At 62.1% G+C, this 18,378-nt stretch carries 11 protein-coding genes; 2 read left to right on the forward strand and 9 right to left on the reverse strand.

All coding sequences use genetic code 11. From position 1 onward, the window contains the following. Positions 1–123 precede the first annotated feature (123 nt). Positions 124–1,320: an AlbA family DNA-binding domain-containing protein gene (locus tag PDM28_RS11055; protein ID WP_311182019.1), complete on the reverse strand. Its 1,197-nt coding sequence runs from the start codon at positions 1,318–1,320 to the stop codon at positions 124–126. A 484-nt stretch (positions 1,321–1,804) separates the two neighbouring features. Then, on the reverse strand, positions 1,805–2,350 hold the full coding sequence (locus PDM28_RS11060) for a super-infection exclusion protein B (protein WP_311182020.1): 546 nt from the start codon (positions 2,348–2,350) through the stop codon (positions 1,805–1,807). Between the two features lie 155 nt (positions 2,351–2,505). Here PDM28_RS11060 and PDM28_RS19295 point away from each other — a divergent pair, with 155 nt between their 5' ends. Beyond that, positions 2,506–3,192, forward strand: a complete 687-nt coding sequence (locus tag PDM28_RS19295) for a recombinase family protein (RefSeq protein WP_425507594.1) — start codon at positions 2,506–2,508, stop codon at positions 3,190–3,192. A 1,637-nt stretch (positions 3,193–4,829) separates the two neighbouring features. Next, on the forward strand, positions 4,830–5,144 hold the full coding sequence (locus tag PDM28_RS19300) for a helix-turn-helix domain-containing protein (RefSeq protein WP_425507661.1): 315 nt from the start codon (positions 4,830–4,832) through the stop codon (positions 5,142–5,144). Between the two features lie 629 nt (positions 5,145–5,773). Here PDM28_RS19300 and PDM28_RS11065 read toward each other — a convergent pair. From PDM28_RS11065 to PDM28_RS11095, 7 genes are all read right to left on the reverse strand, one after another. Continuing rightward, positions 5,774–7,195 carry a PIN-like domain-containing protein gene (locus PDM28_RS11065; protein WP_311182021.1) on the reverse strand — a complete coding sequence of 474 codons (1,422 nt, stop codon included), beginning with the start codon at positions 7,193–7,195 and terminating at the stop codon, positions 5,774–5,776. A gap of 418 nt (positions 7,196–7,613) precedes the next feature. After that, positions 7,614–8,981: a DUF1254 domain-containing protein gene (locus PDM28_RS11070; protein ID WP_311182022.1), complete on the reverse strand. Its 1,368-nt coding sequence runs from the start codon at positions 8,979–8,981 to the stop codon at positions 7,614–7,616. Positions 8,982–9,497: 516 nt separating this feature from the next. Continuing rightward, positions 9,498–9,950 (reverse strand): hypothetical protein, encoded by a 453-nt coding sequence (locus PDM28_RS11075; protein WP_311182023.1) that lies wholly within the window; start codon positions 9,948–9,950, stop codon positions 9,498–9,500. A gap of 128 nt (positions 9,951–10,078) precedes the next feature. After that, positions 10,079–11,941 carry a methyl-accepting chemotaxis protein gene (locus tag PDM28_RS11080; protein ID WP_311182024.1) on the reverse strand — a complete coding sequence of 621 codons (1,863 nt, stop codon included), beginning with the start codon at positions 11,939–11,941 and terminating at the stop codon, positions 10,079–10,081. Between the two features lie 186 nt (positions 11,942–12,127). Further along, complete coding sequence (locus PDM28_RS11085) at positions 12,128–13,114, reverse strand: AraC family transcriptional regulator (protein ID WP_311182025.1); 987 nt, start codon at positions 13,112–13,114, stop codon at positions 12,128–12,130. 463 nt (positions 13,115–13,577) lie between these two features. Then, positions 13,578–15,836 carry a PAS domain S-box protein gene (locus PDM28_RS11090; protein WP_311182026.1) on the reverse strand — a complete coding sequence of 753 codons (2,259 nt, stop codon included), beginning with the start codon at positions 15,834–15,836 and terminating at the stop codon, positions 13,578–13,580. Positions 15,837–15,894: 58 nt separating this feature from the next. Next, positions 15,895–18,264 carry a Tex family protein gene (locus tag PDM28_RS11095; protein ID WP_311182027.1) on the reverse strand — a complete coding sequence of 790 codons (2,370 nt, stop codon included), beginning with the start codon at positions 18,262–18,264 and terminating at the stop codon, positions 15,895–15,897. Positions 18,265–18,378 lie beyond the last annotated feature (114 nt).

The following is an 18,378-nucleotide window of genomic DNA, read 5'->3' on the forward strand; positions in this document are numbered from 1 at the left end:
TACTGCCGCACTCCACTGCGACCTGGAAGTGCATTTGCTCAGCGGACGCCCGGGTAGAAGTTCTGTCGGTGCGATCTAATCCAGGGCGCTGAACTTAAGCGGGATCTCCGCCTGAGGATTGCGTCAATCGCCTTTGCTTCGTTGCCGGGTATTGAAGAGCAGACCTTTCAACCGGTTGACATCCAGCACTGCGTCATCCCCCTCAACCTCGAATGCATGCTCAAATGTTAGCGGCGGGTTGAGCTCGTTTGCCAGAAGTCTTGCCTTGAGGGCATATGCCCCCGCATTGCGGGGTAGAATCGCCAAGTCCTCGTCGACAATGATCGATTCACCAGGTAGCAAGTTCCCCAACCGAATACGGAAGAGAGGACTGCCCTCCCTGTTGTCGAGCTCCACTTGACTCATACTGCTTTCGATGCGTGGCATCGCCCTCATATGGTCCATTTGTCGATGGAAAATATTCCATCTTGCTGCGGGCATTTTTGGGAGCTCACTGACGAAATCAAGCTCCAAAGCTCGCGCATTGATATCTAGCGCTTGGACTTCCAGCTTAGTCCCAGACAATGGAAAATCCGAATGGTTGGTCACCTTGATCCGAACCGCTACCAAGCGGCTCGTCAGGATCACATGCTCCGCCGCCTGCCTCCAGAAGTCCCTGTTGTCCTCGTGTGTCTCGATATAGGCTGACTGCAGTCCCAATGCGTCACGCACCTTCTTGTCGGTCGAATAGTCCGGCAGATCCGCCGCCCCACTGTAGAACGCCAATGCAAATGTCGCCGCCAAAGGCTCGTTGTCATCCTGCCTCCATTCAAGATCGACGTTGGCGAGCGGACGAGCGCTATTCGCGACGCCCATCATCGCGATCTCTCGTGGAGAGGCTACGTCCGTCGAACTTCCTCGCCGAATATAGACCTTATCCTTCAACAACTTCCCGTAGTCCTTCTTGAGATAGAACGGACGAGCCTGTTTAGGGATGGAAATGACGGCGATGTGCTGCCCTTCATATATTCTCTCTTCGTAACGGAAGGTCAACTTACTCTCTAGCTTTTCGTTGACGAACTGCTGGATCCGTGAATCGTCGATCGCACCATCGGTCGGCAATCCCACAACGTCCGCTGGATGCGGCGAGTTCTCTCGAAAGCCAAGGAGGATGTAGGCTGTACCGTCTCGATGGGCGTTGGCCATCGCCAAGATATCTTTGAGGATCTCACCCTTATCTTCGTCCGATGCGCCAGAGAATAGATACCTCTCCGCCTTGTAATCCAGATCAGTACCTTCACCTTTGAAACACAACTGAGTCAGCAAATCATCTGTCAGCATGCAGTCACCTCCGTTCCTTAGGAGTGGCGATGTAATGACTTGGAACCATTGTGCTTCTCCAGGCGCGAAATAATGGAAACCGGAGGTCTACCATTTGCCACGGTTAGACCCTCTTGACTATCACGGACGGCTTGTCCGGCGGCAAGCACAATGATGAGGAAGTGCTGCAGGATTCTACAAAAAATATCGAAGAGGCATAACTTGATCGGAACGTCCGAGCCCCCCCCTACCCCCCCTTTCTCCAACTAAGTGTAACAAGCATCGTTCGCCATCTCGGCGGATCTGCCATCACCCGGCTGGTTGCGAGCCGCTTGGTAAGCGACTTGCGTACGCTAACGTTCTCACGCTCGTCATAGCTCCGCGCACTGCCCCGATCTGAATCACAGAAACATTGCGGTGCCTCGCTGAAAAAACAGGAAACAGCCCGAATCGAGCATCGGCGGGGCCCCAGGCCGGACCTACATGTGGTAACCAGGCGCCTACTCTAATCCCAAGGCTTCGCGCTACGGTCGCAGCGCGCTTCCGTAGTCTCCCCATTCAAAAGATCCGGCTCCTTCTGTAGCACTGACCAAGCATAGTCGACTATGTTGAAAGCGAATCCGTCGAAGTGGTGGCCGGTCTGCGACGCCAGATATATGATTCCTGCCGTCGAAAGTCCGGCGACCACACCATCCTGGTGTCGTAGACTGTTGGATCGCGTTTGGTTTAAGACGTAGTAGCGTAAAATCTTCTTCTCTTCCTCAGTCAAGCTGCGTAGCCGCCTTTTAATGCCGCGCCTGGCAACAAGAGTTGCGTGTTTCGCTAACGCCAGCTGCCATGCCCAGTGCAGGATGGTCAACAGAAGCAGCACTGCGCACACCGCGAACGCTAAGCCTATCCAGCCACGGTAGACGCCGATCCAAGTACCCACACCAAGCACTTCCTGCCATTTGGCGGGAGCGAACAATGCCCCTGCCGTCAGCAGTGCTCCGGCCACCAAAAAGCGCGGGCCGAGTTTCAATACTTCTGCAATGCTCTTGAGCCACTCCATGTGTCACCCTTGCTTAGTCAGGCTGATAGTAGCGCTTCCGCGCATCGCGTAATGCAGGTATGGGCGACTAAAGAAGCTGCCCAAGAGCGAAGCTTGACCGCTTGCATTCGACCTGTATCATTTCGCCTAACGTTCGCTACGCAGATTGATACGCGGTGACTACTGCTTCTAGATTCATTGCCTACTATCGCGTGTCCACCCGTGGGCAGGCAGCATCCGGTCTCGGTCTCGACGCCCAGCGGACGTCGTGTGAAGCGCTGGTCGCTCAGCGAGGGGGCGTGATAGCGGAGACGTTCACGGAGACGGAGAGCGGCAAGAGAGACGACCGCCCCAAGTTGAGGAAGGCTCTCCAGCTATGTCGACTTACCGGGTCGACTCTCATCATTGCAAAGCTGGACCGATTGAGCCGTAACGCGGCCTTCCTCCTGACGCTGCGCGACTCAGGTGCGCGCTTTATTGCTGCAGATATGCCGGACGCCTGCGAGTTGACCGTGGGCATTCTGGCCTTGGTGGCCCAGCAGGAACGTCAAGCCATCTCAAGTCGCACTAAAGCCGCCCTACAGGCCGCTAAGGCCCGGGGACAGGTGCTCGGAAATCCTAACGGCGCAGCATCGCTAAGGCGCGCTAAGAAGGGTAATGAAGCCGCTCTACGGGCTGTTCGCTGTGAGGCGGACAGGTTTGCCGAGCGCCTTAGGGAGACTGTAGCCGAACTTCGGCAGGCTGGAGTGACCACCCTAGGGGGGATCGTGTCGTCTTTAAACGCTGGCGGGATCTTGACTCCTCGTGGGTCTAGATGGACTCGTGCCGGCGTCTCCAGGCTGTTGGACAGGCTTGGGCGGTAGCTTAGGAAGCTCGGTCCGCCCCTCCAGGCGTAGCCCGAGCCTTGCTCACTGATTTGGTTGCACCCAAGGGAACAGACCCGAGATCCTTCCAGCCCTTGGGTAACGGCGACCCCTCCATTGGCGATTGGGTTCCACCCAAGGCGTTAGACCTCGGTCACGGGCCAACCCGCTGCGCAGACACTCGCCGTGGGCCAGTGCTCTGGGTTTCCGATCCAGCCGAGCTGGTCAGCTCGACGCCGCATAGCTAACTCCCCATGCCTCGGACTGGGCTTAGATCAGGTACGCCTGGGCGCTACGGATCGTAGAACTACCTTAGGTGTATACGCATAAGCGAAAAGCACAGAGGGACGCCTTCGGGTAGACGCATAGAGGCATTCGTTCAGCGACTTCGTCTGCGGTCTGCAGATCATCCCCCAACCTATCCGCACTTTTAAGGCAGCCCCATGTCCACACTACCGACGCCGTCAGAGCGCCGCGCTTTTGCGTGCCTAATGTTCAAGGACGAAACACCCTGTGGGCCATTGATGAAGGATGGTTCCTTCAGCCTCCCGTCTGCTGCCGCTATCGCTGAGATGGAGAGAGCGCACACTGCGGAAGCGCTTCGCCAGCTTCACTTAGTCCGAAACCGTGTGTTTGAGCAACGCCGGGCCAGGCAGCAGAAGGGTCGGAGACTTCCGCCCGATGCCGTACGGATGCGCGCTCCTAAGAGACCACGGCTACCCGCCGACCTGACCTCTATTGATCCAAAGGACTACCGCACGCGGCTTAAGGCCGAGGGATTTACCACTGCCTCTGGGGTCCGATACTTCATGGCTCTTCTGAAGATGCAAGGTGAAGGAACCTTCGTAATCATTCCAGCGTCTACCAACCTCCCAGCTCACACTATGCTTGAGAAGGTACGCAAGTTTGCCGGTGCATGCGGATGGAACCCGAGACTTTACTTGTCCTGCTGCCCAAAGACGTGCGGCCTTATGGTCCGATGGCTAGCCACCGGAGAGGTGATGCCCGAACCGTACCGATCAAGGTATGGCCTCGACATGCTTGTTGGCTCTGGCGAGTTTGTCGATATTGGGGTCGACGTCTTTCCGTCAGGTATGAGGCGCACGGTGCAGGTGCGCGCAATCTACCTTGACCACGCTGTGGCTCGCCGTAACGTTAAGCGCGCGATGCCTCCGCAGATTGACGTTCTGCCCGAGGACCCGAATCATCCGGAGACACTCACCGCTGTTCTAAAGTCTGCCGATCACGACCTCAGGTTCGCTGCAACTCTCTTACGCTGACGTATCTCTTCAGCTAGTCACTGGACGAAGGCCGGTATGGAACGAACTGCGGATACTTATCCTCTTACGGGGTGAGTATCCAAGTACCGATCCTTTGCCTGCTGTGTTTCATTAAGGGCACCTTGCACAGGAACCCGAAATGATCAAGCATGCTTTCGAAAGACTACTCCCAGGTGAGGTCGCATCCGTGCTGAGCAGCAGAAGCACGACCGTGGGGGTGGCAATCTCGGTCCGACTCCCCGCGCGCTGGAGGCTGATCGTCGATGTCATCTTCCCCCGCCATTCGAGGGGTCGATGAAGGAACATCACCCGTCGCCTAAGTGCAAAGCAATCAGGGCTTCATCGTCACCTGATTCGATGCATCCTCAGCAGCCTTTCCTGCTTGGCATCTGTGAGGCGCTTGGGCCGGACGCTCCGCTTCGCCGAGTAGTGTTTTTGATGGTGCTATGGCAGGTCGAAGAGCATGGCATTAGCGCTGGGGAGCTTGAACGGAGAGTTGACGCGGCGATTGGAACAGCGCAAAGCACCACGAGCCGAACCATTAGAGTACTGGTCCGCGCTGGTCTAGTTGAGTGCTACCTTTGTTCCCGGGACCGCCGAATCCGTTTGATTCGCCTTACAGGTGTTGCCCGCGTGCTACTTCGGAGCCTCGCAGAACGCCGTCCAGTCTAAAAGGCTCCCCTGCAGGAAATATCCCGTGCGCGCCTTAAACGCTCCATGGCTACGGGGCGTACTCCCAAGTCAATCCAGAGACCGCAGGGACACAGTTGATCCGCTCTTTTTGTGGCATCGGCAGCACAGGTCTTAAGGTCCCCGTCTTCCGGCAAAGTGCTGGCAAGTCGCGTGCGACGCTGTGTAGCAGATGTTAGGACCGTGCTGAGACTTTCGTACAGGAGAGCTCGGCTGACTCTTGGGCAGTAAGAGCTTGGTCCTGATTTCCGAGACCATGCGTCAGCCTTCATAGTTTCGGCGCATTAGTGCCTGGCACGTACGGTTACAGGTCCCTTAGTCTCAACTGTCAACCGTACAGGCCAGCTAAAAGTGCCAGCATCGGGTCAGAAAGCGAACGCAAGGTCATTGTAGGTCCTACGAGATTAGTCTCAGATGGGCGCGCCTTTGCCAGCGACGTACAGCCTCAACACTTAGGATCCGGGCGAGACTAATGGAGGGACATGTTGTATGTGCCGCCATCGCCCTTGGGTTCCGCGCTCCCCTTGCGCCTATCTGTCTTTTATGAGGAGCGGCGGCCGCTCCGTTGGAAGACGGGGCCCTCTTAGATGCGGCAGCGGGGCCTCACCTTCTTAGGAGTCACCTGAAGTGCGTCTAGTGGTGCTATCGCGCCGGGTCCGCATACCGCGCAAGGTAATCTCCCGGACGGCGACTGTCCCGGAAACGCGCGCCGCAACGTAGAGGGGGAAGCCGTAATCGAAGCTAAGGTTAGCGCAGCTGGCCATCTCCAAGGCGAAGTCGGAGAACTCGTCCTCGCCTTCGAAGCTCCTCTTGCCACCGTACACGACGAGCCCCACCTCGAACTGCCCGTCAAACACCTCTTGGGTCCCTTCAAAAAACGTTCGCAGCCCACTCTTGTGCGGGGTAAGGATAGCTTTGGAGGGCACAACGAGCAGGCGGCGGCGGAGACCTGACACAGCGCCTAAATCAATAAAGGAGGCTTCGCCGAACGTTGTCTTGGCGTGGCCTAGTCCCCCTCCTAGAGCACTCTCGATGGATTGAAGCGCGCTGTAAGGGACATTGAAAACCGGAGCCGCAGTCCTGGAGAGCTCATGCTCCTCGAGAAGATCGCGCTGTGGATCGCGTTCAATCTCTTCAACGTCACGCTTGGCGTTATCTGTAACGGCGACACCCAGATGCACTCCTGCACCTGCCATAAAATCAGCCAACGTGTACATGCCGAAATCCGCCACGCCAACGTCTGCAATCTCTGACCGAAGCTCCGGGAGCGGCCCCACTCGTTCTCTTCCCAAGAACTCCCACCAATCAGGTTTGACGTCAGAAGTCACGAAAATGACCCGGGTGACGCCTGTAGTCTTCGCATACTCAAGCAGCTGCGTCCAAACCACATAGTCACCAAACTTGCGGTCGTAGATCAATCCGCCGCTCATGTAGGTCGGCTGCTCCTTCCCCTTCTCTTCATCTTTGTAGCCGGGACCCATCTGAGCAGCGAACCGCTTCGCCCCATCCTTAAAAGTCTCATTCAATGCCGTCTGTGAGGGAGGCGGAGGGCCGATCCGCCCAGCGAATAGTTCATCTAAGTGTGCTCGGACCGGGTCCGCAGCGGCAGGGTCCAACTGCTCGGCGGGCACGACGCTGGCCGACTCCAGAAGACTACTAAAGGTCTCCTTGAGCGTCGAAAGAAGCTGGTCGACGTGTTCGCCCACGCCGCGCTTCTCAAGTTGGAGCTCTGATACTTGCTTCAAAAGTGCATTGAAGCTGCTATCGATCTTCTCCAATGCGACTTGAGATTTCTTATGAGCGACGTGCATGACCTGGAGCCTGTTGCGCTGGTACTCCAATGCCACGTGGTGGGGCAACCACAGCCGTTGCGCAAGGGAATCGAGCAATAGCAACACTTGGTCTCTTGTTGAGGACGGGACCCGGTACAGGTCCAGTAGCACGTTCGTATCTAGGACAACCAAGCCTTCACGCCAAAGCGTGGAGACCTCAGCTGGATTGGCCGAGTAGTACCCGCGAAAACTCGTCTTCAACTCTATTCCTCCTCTATCCACCTAGATCATGTCCTGTCGACCTGCTACCCGTCGACCCTCTACAGGTAACCTGAGCAATACCTTGGCATCATCTCCTGTGGTGGTCGGGGTCGTTCTAGACCGCTGCCCAATCGAACAGCACGTTAGGAGCCTAGGGAGCGGAGGACAAAGTGAACTACATTTGGTAGTAGCTTGAACTACACGCGGAAGCGAACCCCGGACTGCCGCCCTTTTAAATCATACAGTTACGCAGCTCCCGATGCGCTTTAGTCCCGAAGCTCCGCATCCCACCTTCGGCACCAGCTGGTCGAAACCCCTTGAAACCCGTAGAGGACAAGGGCTGAGGTAGGTCACCATGCGAGTCCCGAGGCGGATACAGCGCTGCCAGTGCGCCATCAGGGTCCCTCGCCAGCGAACGCTACGCCTCCTCGAAGTCTCCAGGCTTCCACGTCCCATTGAAGGCCGCCTCTGCAGGACCGTAGATTCGGAAATAGGCGAACCACCCCTTTCCAGGCACGGTCCGAATCCACCCCGCCTCCCCTTTCGTCGGCGGGCTGGGCCCAAACTTCAGCGTGATTTCCTCGCCCTTCATGCCTTTGAGCTCGAACATCGAGCGCAAAGCGGCGTAGCCTTGGCCGCTGTTTATTTCAGAGCGGGTCTCCGCGTCGTAGACTGTGACCGACCAGAATAGATTTGCCGGTACGGGTTGCGGCACTCGAAGTTTGTACTGCTTACCGCCCTCCAGGAAAGCACCAGACTGATCGCGGGTCCCGAGCCAGTACAGCGAGCCGGCACCGGCGCTTCTCCGAAACATCGCTGGAGACTCGACCTGGGCTTGGAAGAACCATTTTGCCCGTGCATCCAGATCAAGATAGCTGTCTGAGTCGAAGGTGCCGTTCTCAGGTCGCAGCGTAGCCCACTCCCACCGGCGGTCCGACCAAGCAATTCGATCTGGCCTGCGGTCCGCGAAGGACTGTACGCGCATCTGGCCGTTGGCGAGTTGAGCGGCCTTCTCCAGTATGCCCCTCATCCGTGCGTCCGGCTGGAACGGCTTCCCCTTTACGATTCCCAGACCCGCCAGGTCTCCGTAGTACGCCCGATAGGCTTCGTACGGCGGCTCCATCTCAAGGATCTCGTGGAGCACCTTCCAGTACTGCAGGTTCGTCTCCCATTGAAGGGGCGTGAAGTCGCCCTTCTTGAGGCGCACCCAGGTGGGGGCTTTCCATTCGGCCGATTCGTTGAGTGGGTACACACGGACCGACTTCATCAGCGCATTCGCCGCATCGTTGTCACCGCCCGGGGGGATAGCCCTGATCAGTACCAGCACGCGATTCATCGTCGCCTCAGCGGCATGGAAGCCGTCCGGAACAGGCCCTGTGTATCCAGGCGGCAACAGCAAGTGCTTCCCGCCTTTGCCTGCATCTGGTCCCGGAAGCCCCAGATCCATGACCCACCGTTGATTGAGGTCATTGGCAGCTCCCATGAGCGGGCCGGGGGGAAGCTCTACCACCATGGGACCTTCCACGAGATCCAGAGGCAGGCCCGAATAGGGTGTATCGGAGTTCGGAGTAAAGACGAGCTGTGTGGGAGTACCCTCAAGCAGCGGAAACACCTTGTTAGGGACTACCACCTCAGCCAGGTTCCCACGCCAAGTCCCTTCAAACGAGACAGTGGGATAGAAGAACTTGTACGCCTGAACAGCGCGCGCCAGATCGGCGTCGTCGTAGGCGTTGCGGACGGTTTCCGGCGTGGGATATCCGCCGACGAACTCGTAGTTGCTTTGCATCGTCTTCTCCGAAGCTTAGCCGCCTGAGGGAATCTTGGCGCTGTAGGCCAGATCAAGCTCCCACAGCTTCGCTTCAGCGAAGCGGAGGCGCGACAGCAAACGCACTGAAGGCCCCTCAGTACTTTTACGGGTAGGTCCTCCCGCTTTGATGGCGCCACTGCTGAAGCAAACAGAGTTCCAAACAGGAGCCGGCTCGAAAGACCTGGCGCTTTGCTTCTGATCGTGGGGCTTGTCTCCTCGCTACCGGCCAAGTCCCTTGGCTGCAGCACCCGTGATCCTCTCCACGATCTCGTCTACGGGAAGGGATGCCACCTATTTCCAGAACGGATTTATAGTGAGCTTCCAGAACGCATCCGCGCCACGCTGATGCAAGTTACTGTTTTATAAGGCGCACACAGGGGTGTACGGATGGCGGTGGCGTTTCCCACCTTCGGCACCATGGAATCCAAAAGGCCAGATCTAAAGATCTGGCCTTTTGCTTTTCCGGCTGCGACGCCACGCCACGCCACGCCACAATCAAACTTCGTCAGCCAGCTCCACGCCAGTCGCCGAGCGCGCACTACCGCGCTCATAGCGCCCGTTCGCATGATCCAGATCCAAGCGGATGACTACACTCGAGCCGTCATGGAACACGACATTGAAGAAGAAGCCCTCGCTGGACGAACGTCGATCCACCAACGCGCGACGTTCTTCAGGCGTGGTCACTGCCATGATGAGATCCGAGGATCCCGCAGCGGTTGCCACCATACCCTGCAGGTTCTTGTCCCGAACGAACTGATGCGCCGTCCTCTCGCGCGCATCGGGGTTCAATCCCAGCTTGTCCACGGGCACCTCAATCAGCGGCCCGATGCTGTGGCCTCCTTTGACGTACTGCGCATCCCCAGGTCGCGGCCCCTCGCCAGCAATGGCGGTGTGCGCGACCAGGAAACCTGCCAGTGCAAGGCAGCACCACCTGGACCTGTTGGACATGGTCTTCCTTCTCCACGATATTGATAGGTGACCGAAGGTTACCTCAGCGACTACGCCAACTTCACCTTTCGCACCATCCAACAGAAAAGGCCAGATCAATCGATCTGGCCTTTTGTTCGTTGGACGATTCAGACCAGCCGCAACGTCGGTGCCCCGCCGGGGCTGCCCGACTGCGCCGCATGGCGCAGGGCCTGGGCCACCGCACCGTCCACGCGGAAGGCCGCAACGGTCTGCAGCAGCTGGGTCGCCTGCTCTTCCATGCTGCGTGCCGCCGCCGAGGCTTCCTCCACCAGCGCCGCGTTCTGCTGCGTGCTCTGGTCGATGTGCTCCACCGCCTGGTTGATCTGCATGATGCCGTCGCTCTGCTGCTGGGCGCCAACGCTGATCTGCGCGATCAGTTCGTCCACGCGTTTGACGCTGGCCACGATCTCTTCCATGGTGCGCCCTGCACTTTCCACCTGCGCGGTGCCGGTGCCGACGCGGTCGACCGAGTCGTCGATCAGCTGCTTGATCTCCTTGGCCGCGCCGGCCGAGCGCTGCGACAGCGAGCGGATTTCGGCGGCGACCACGGCAAACCCGCGGCCGTGTTCGCCGGCGCGCGCCGCTTCAACCGCCGCGTTCAGCGCGAGGATGTTGGTCTGGAACGCGATGCCGTCGATCACACCGATGATGTCGACGATGCGCTTGGACGAGGCATTGATCAGCGCCATGGTAGCGACCACCTCGTTGACCACGCGACCGCCCTGCGCGGCCACGTCCACTGCGCCGCCGGCCAGCGCGCTGGCCTGGCGCGCGTTGTCCGCGCTTTGGCGCACGGTACCGGTCAGGCCCTGCAGCGATACTGCGGTCTCTTCCAGCGAGGCGGCCTGCTGCTCGGTGCGTTGCGACAGATCGCTGTTGCCTTCCGCGATTTCGCTGGCGCCCAGCGCCACGGCATCGGCGGCAACACGGATCTGGCCGATCATGCTGCCCATGGTTTCCACCATGGCGTTGACGCCTTCGCACAGCGCCGCGATCTGCCCGGTCTTGTCTGCGGTGTCGATGCGCTTGCTGAGGTCGCCGGCCTGGGCAGCACCCACCACATCGCGCGTCTGCGCCACGGCAGCGGCCAATGCCTGTGCGTCGCGGACCTGCGCGGTGATGTCGGTGGCGTACTTGACCACCTTGAACGGCTTGCCGTTCATGTCGAAGATCGGGTTGTACGACGCCTGGATCCACACCTCGCGCCCGCCCTTGCCCAGGCGACGGTATTGACCGGCGTCGAATTCGCCGCGCCCGAGCTTCTGCCAGAACTCGCGGTAGGCATCGCTCCGCGCGTAGTCGGGCTCGGCGAACATCGAATGATGCTTGCCACGCACGTCGTCGAGCGTGTAGCCCAGTGCGGCCAGGAAGTTGTCGTTGGCCGACAGGATGCGTCCATCCAGGCTGAACTCGATCACCGCCTGCGAGGTGTTGATCGCGGCCAGCTGGCCGGCGAAGTCGGCCGCCTGCATCTGCTGCGCGGTGATGTCGGTGGCGAACTTGACCACCTTTACCGGACGCCCACTGCTGTCGAACACCGGGTTGTACGAGGCCTGGATCCAGATCTCTCGCCCGCCCTTGCCCAGCCGACGATACTGGCCGGCGTCGAACTCGCCGCGCCCCAGCCGCGCCCAGAACTCGCGATAGGTGCTGCTGCGCACGTGTTCGGGGTCGACGAACATCGAATGGTGCTTGCCGCGAATCTCCTCGAGCGTGTAACCCAGGGTCTGCAGGAAGTTGGCGTTGGCCTGCAGGATGGTGCCCTCCAGGTCGAACTCGATCACGGCCTGCACGCGGTGCAGCGCGGCGACCTGGGCTTCCAGCTCGGCGTTGCGCTGCGCGAGCGCGGCGCTGGCCTGGCGGCTTGCACGGGGGGCGAACGCCAGCGCTCCAAGGGAACGCAGGACTGAGGTGAATTCTGGATCGCGGGTGCGTGCGGCCGCCGGTGGCTGAATGGCTGCGGTGGACATCATTGTTTCCTCGGTTCCAACAAGCTCGATGGGCTACGCCGGACCCCATGTCCGGTGTAGAACGCAAGAACGCTTGGGGACTCACGAAGAGCGTCGTGTTACTGACGTACCTTCCGTGGGATGACGCGTTACAACTCTCTGCCCCATGTCAGCGGCTGCCGCCGACGAATCTTTAGGCCGGCCTGCTCAGCGCCGCCGCCCCGTGCCAGCAGCGCCGGCCGTGGGTTTCGCACCCAGCGCCCGCGCCAGCTCCTGCGCCGGCTGCAGGTGGAACATGCGCGCATACTGCGCCGCCATCCGGCCCAGGTCCCACACCCCGAAGCGTGAACAGATGCCGGTAATGGTGTCGCCGGGCCTGGCCGAACGCAGTGCGCTGCGGATCGCGTGCAGGCGTTCGATCAGGTAGAAATGATGCGGCGCCATGCCGAACAGGTCGTCGAAGGCCCGGTTCAACGAGCGCTGCGACGCACCTACCGCGAACGGGATGTCCGAGAACGCCACCTCGCCGCGCAGGCTGCGCTGGATGTGCTCGACCCCGCGCCGGACGATTTCCCGGCGCGGCAGCGGCGGGCGTCCGCGCTTGGCAATACTCGGTTCGCTGCCCGCGCGTTGGTGGCATTGCAGCACGGCGGAGGTGAGCTGGGCCACGAAGGCCAGGCGCGGCCCGGCGTCGACGAACGCATCCGGCCGCGCTTCACGCACCTCGAATGCGCGCTGGATCAACGCACTGATGTGCCCGACCATGGCGGTGGTGGTGACGATGTTGCGCGTGCGGTACAGCCCGGTCACGTCCAGCGCCTCGATCTGTGATGCCTGCTCCAGCAGCACGCGCTCGGTGAAGTCGATCGCCAGGAAGGTGGCCGGTACCCGGGTGAAGCCCTGCAGCTCCACCCGCGGCGCCAGCCAGGTGAAGCCGTCGTCGCCCACGCGCTGGCCGTCCAGTTCGGTCTCGCTGCCGGGCAGCGACAGGTAGGCGCCGAAGCGCCCTTCATGCGGGGCGCCACGATACAGCACCGGTGCGCCATCGATGCCGTGCAGCAGGGTTAATCCGCCAAGCTCCAGTACATTCAGCGACCACGGACCATCGCCGTGACCGGTCACCCGCATCTCGCCGTCGATTCCGTCGACAGAATTTGAATATGCCTCGAAGTCCGGGAAAATCAGGGCAGGCATGTCTTCCATAAGTACTTTTGGATAATCAGGGTGCGATTGCGGAGGCTTTCGTCCTGAGCGCCGCGGCGCGGGCGGGGCCTACTGTACGACACGTGCACAGGTGCGTGCACACCTATAGGTCATGCCGAATTTGCGTGTATTTGGCAAACTCTACGTAGCGTCGGCGAATGGCCAACAGTAAGAATTCACCTGCCTCGCGACGGGGTGCTGGGCGGTGGGGACTGTCCAGCATCCCGTTCCGGGGCGTTGTTTTTCGCATTTTCTGCGAACAGCTTCGCCGTTCCCATGACCATACTCAACCGAATCTGGCAGATATTCTCCCAGACTGTTAACCGGTGCACGCTTTAACATGATTCCGACAACGCTTCGATAACCGCAGAAAATGTGCTGCGGGAGGGTATCGACCGCACCCCCGGGTGCTTGAGCCCATATTCCGCCAAGTGTGATCGCGAAGCTGAAAAATTCAGCCCGGTCCGCCTTCGCTGCTCTCGATGTCCAGGTCGCCATCCCCCAGGTCCAGCGGATCCGGGCCGCCGTGCACCGGCGCTTCGACCTGCACGTTGTTCCTGCCCAGGGCCTTGGCCCGGTAGCACTGCGCGTCGGCGGCAGCTACCGCTGCGTCCACGCTCATGCCGCCGCTGATCGCGGCGATGCCGATGCTGGTGCCCACCACCAGCCGATCCACGCTCCACGGCACGCTCAGGTTGCGAACCGCTTCGAGCAGGTCGCTGGCAATCCGCCGTGCCCGCCGCAGCGAGCACCCGGCCAGGATCACCGCGAATTCGTCGCCACCCAGCCGCGCCACCACGTCCGAGTCGCGCACGCCGTTGCGCAGCACGGTGGCCACGGCCCACAACATCGCGTCGCCGGCCAGATGGCCGTGGGTGTCGTTGATCGGCTTGAAGTTGTCCAGGTCGAGGAACATCAGCGAGGCCGACTGCCCGGTACGGGCGACCCGGGTAATGGCCTCCTGCAGGTGCGCCTCGAAGCCGCGCCGGTTGCTCAGTTCTGTCAGCGGGTCCACTTCGGCCAGGTGTCGCGCTTCGCGCTGACGGGCGCGCTGCTGGGTCACGTCGCGGATCACCCAGACCGCGCCGCTGACCTGTCCACTGCTGTCCTGCAGCCAGGCGCGGGTCACGTCCACCGGCAGCAGGCGCGCGCCTACCGACAGCAGCAGGTCCGAATGCAGGTCCACCGCGTTGCTGTCCGGGTCCATCAGCACCGCCAGGTCCAGCGGCGACCGCGGCGCGTACTCGGTGGTGAGTTCCATCACTTCCTGGACCTGGCTGCCGGTCAGCGGTGTAGCACCCTCCCCGGCCAGCGCGCGGGTGGCGGCTGCGTTGGCGTACTGGATCTGGCCCTGCAGGTCCAGGGTGAGCACCATGTCGGCGACCGCATCGAGAGTGACCCGGGTACGCTGTTCGGAGTCACGCAGCTGCTGGCCACTGAGTCGCTGCGCCGTAACGTCCTGGATCTGCGAAACGAAATGCAGCGGCTCGCCGTGCGGGGCACGCACCAGCGACACCGACAGGCGCCCCCAGACCACATTGCCACCTTTGCCCAGGTACCGTTTGTCCATGTGGTAGTGGTCGCGGCGGCTGGCCAGCAGGTCGCCCACCAGCGCAAGATCGGTGTTCAGATCGTCAGGGTGGGTCAGGGTCTGGAAGTCGATCTCCAGTAGTTCCGCCCGCGTGTAGCCCAGGATGCCGCACAGTGCGTCGTTCACATCCAGCCAGCGTCCTTCCAGCGACACCAGCGCCATGCCCAGCGCCGCAGAATTGAACGCACCGGCGAATTTTTCCGCGGCCACGAACGCCTGCTCACGCACCTCCAGCAGCGGCGTGATGTCCACCGCCATGCCGACATAGCCCATCCGTTGCCCAGTGCCCGAATCGAGGGGGCTGATCGAGAGCCGCACCTGGCGGTGCTCGCCGTCCTTGCGCACGAAGGTCCACTGGTGCGACCAGGTGCCGTGCGCGGCGTGGGCGGTCAACGCCTCGAACACCGTAGGCAGGCGACCGTCGGCGTCGGCAAGCGGCCGCAGGAAATCCTGGACCTCGTGGACGTCATGGAACAGCCCTGGGTTGACCCGGCCGATCACCTCGTCTGCGCGGAACCCCAGCAGTTTTTCCGCACCCGTGTTGAACAGGTTGATGACCCCGGCCGTATCGGTGGCAATGACCGCCACTTCGTCGGAGGCGTCGACCACCGCCTGCAGGCGCTGGCGCATGTCGGCCGCGTCTTCCAGCGCGTTCTGCAGGTCGCTTACGTCAGCGTGCGCACCGGCCATCCGCAACGGCTGGCCGTGCGCGTCCCATTCGTACACGCGGCCGCGGTCCTGCACCCAGATCCAGTGGCCCTGCTTGTGGCGCATGCGGCACAGGCTGTCGTACTGAGGGGAACGCCCCTCCAGATGCTCGCGCAGCAACGCATTGGAGCGGGCCAGGTCCTCGGGATGCACCAGCCGGAAAAATGTTTCAGGCGTGATCGGTGCCAGTTCCTCGCGGGTATACCCCACGATCTGTGCCCAGCGCTCGTTCACCCACATCTGCCCGGTCTGGCAGTTCCACTCCCAGGTGCCCATCGCGGTGCCGTCGATGATCATCTCCAGGCGCCGGTGCTGCTCGGTCATCTCGCGCAACGCACGCGCCAGCGCGGCGCTGCCATCGCTGGCCGCATCGCCCTGGACCGGACCGCCCTGTTCCGCCTGGTGATCTGTCATCTCGTCTCCCGCCGCCGGTACAGCCTACCGGTATTCAGCGGGAAACGGGGTGAGGCGCTCAGCCGCCGCGCTTGGCCTTGGCGAACGCCTCGGCCAGCGCATTGTTGGCCGGCGGCGCGCTGCTGCCCGGGCGCGGGCCGGACGCGGCGCCGCGGCCGCCACCAGGACGACCGCCACCACCGTCGCGCCGGCCTGCACCGGCCGGGCGTGCGTCGCGCTCGCCGGGGGCCCTGGCCGGGGCCGGGGTGTCGTCCAGGCGCCGGGTCAGGGCGATGCGCTTGCGCGCCACGTCCACCTCCAGCACCTTGACCTTGACGATGTCGCCCGCCTTGACTACGTCGCGCGGGTCCTTGACGTAGGTGTCGGACAACGCCGAGATGTGGATCAGCCCATCCTGGTGCACGCCGATGTCGACGAACGCGCCGAACGCGGCCACGTTGCTGACCACGCCTTCCAGGATCATGCCCGGCTTGAGGTCCTTGATCTCCTCCACGCCTTCGGCAAAACGCGCCGCCTTGAACTCCGGACGCGGATCGCGGCCGGGCTTCTCCAGTTCCTTGAGGATGTCGCGCACGGTCGGCACGCCGAAGGTGGCATCGGTGAACTGCTCGGCCTTCAGCCCGCGCAGGAAGCTGCCGTCGCCGATCAGCGCCTTGATCGGGCGTTCGGTGGCGGCCACGATCCGCTCCACCACCGGGTAGGCTTCCGGGTGCACCGAGGACGCGTCCAGCGGCTGGTCGCCGTCGGCGATGCGCAGGAACCCGGCGCACTGCTCGAAGGTCTTGTCACCCAGGCGTGGCACCTTGAGCAGGTCCTTGCGGCGCTTGAACGGACCGTTTTCGTCACGGTGGCGGACGATATTCTCGGCCACGGTCGAGGACAGCCCCGACACGCGCGAGAGCAGCGCGGCCGAGGCGGTGTTGACGTGCACGCCGACCGCGTTGACGCAGTCTTCCACCCGCGCGTCCAGCGCGCGCGCCAACCGGTACTGGTCGACGTCGTGCTGATACTGGCCCACGCCGATGGCCTTGGGCTCGATCTTGACCAGTTCGGCCAGCGGATCCTGCAGGCGCCGTGCGATCGACACCGCGCCACGGATCGACACGTCCAGGTCCGGGAACTCCTTCGCCGCGAATTCGGAGGCCGAGTACACCGAGGCGCCCGCTTCACTGACCACGATCTTCTGCAGCTTGGCCTCGCCCAGCGCCTGGATCACTTCACCGGCCAGCTTGTCGGTTTCGCGGCTGGCGGTACCGTTGCCGATCGCGATCAGCTCCACGTTGTGCTTCATGCACAGCTGGCGGATGGTGGCCAGCGACTGGTCCCACTGCCGGCGCGGTTCGTGCGGATAGATCGTGTCGGTGGCGACCAGCTTGCCGGTTGCATCGACCACGGCGATCTTGCAGCCGGTACGGATGCCCGGGTCCAGCCCGAGCACGGTCTTCGGACCGGCCGGGGCAGCCAGCAGCAGGTCCTTGAGGTTGTCGCCGAACACACCGATGGCCTCGGCCTCGGCTTTTTCGCGGGCCTGGTTGAACAGGTCCAGCAGCAGGTGCATGTGCAGCTTGGCGCGCCAGGTCAGGCGGCAGGCGTCGAGCAGCCAGCGGTCGCCGGGGCGGCCGGCGTCACGGATGCCGGCCTTGAACGCCACGCGGCCTTCGGCGTATACGTGGCCGGCCTCGGCGTCGCTGCCCGGGTCCAGCTCCAGGAACAGGATGTCTTCGCGGCGCGCGCGGAACAGCGCCAGCAGCCGGTGCGAGGGGATCTTCGCCAGCGACTCGGCATGTTCGAAGTAGTCGCGGTACTTGGCGCCCTGCTCTTCCTTGCCTTCGGCCACGCGCGCGCGGATCACGCCGGTGTCGCCCAGCCAGGCACGCAGTTCGCCGACCAGCGCGGCGTCTTCGCCCCAGCGCTCCATCAGGATCGCGCGGGCGCCTTCCAGCGCGGCCTTGGCATCGGCCACGCCCTTCTCGGCGTCGACGAACCCGGCCGCGAACACCTGCGGGTCCAGGGTCGGATCGGCCAGCAGGCCATCGGCCAGCGGCTCCAGGCCGGCCTCGCGGGCGATCTGGGCACGGGTGCGGCGCTTGGGCTTGTACGGCAGGTACAGGTCTTCCAGGCGCGACTTGGTGTCCGCGCCCAGGATGTCGTTGCGCAGTTCGTCGCTGAGCTTGCCCTGCTCGTCGATGCTGGCCAGCACGGCCGCGCGGCGGTCTTCCAGCTCGCGCAGGTAGCTCAGGCGGGTTTCCAGGTTGCGCAGCTGGGTGTCGTCCAGCCCGCCGGTGACTTCCTTGCGGTAGCGCGCGATGAACGGAACGCTGGCGCCCTCGTCGAGCAGCGCGATGGCGGCCTGCGCCTGCGCCGTCTGGGCGCCGATTTCAACGGCGATGGTATGGGCGATCTGCTGGGCGAGCTTGAGGTCTGGCATTGCGTCCGGCCGAAGCCACTATGCGGAAAACACCGATTGTGGCAACGCTGGGCGGCGGGGGAAACCCGTTGACATTGCCAGACCCGGTAGGTACCGACCGTGGGTCGTTACGCC

This window comes from Stenotrophomonas aracearum (assembly GCF_031834615.1).
GTDB lineage: Bacteria > Pseudomonadota > Gammaproteobacteria > Xanthomonadales > Xanthomonadaceae > Stenotrophomonas > Stenotrophomonas aracearum.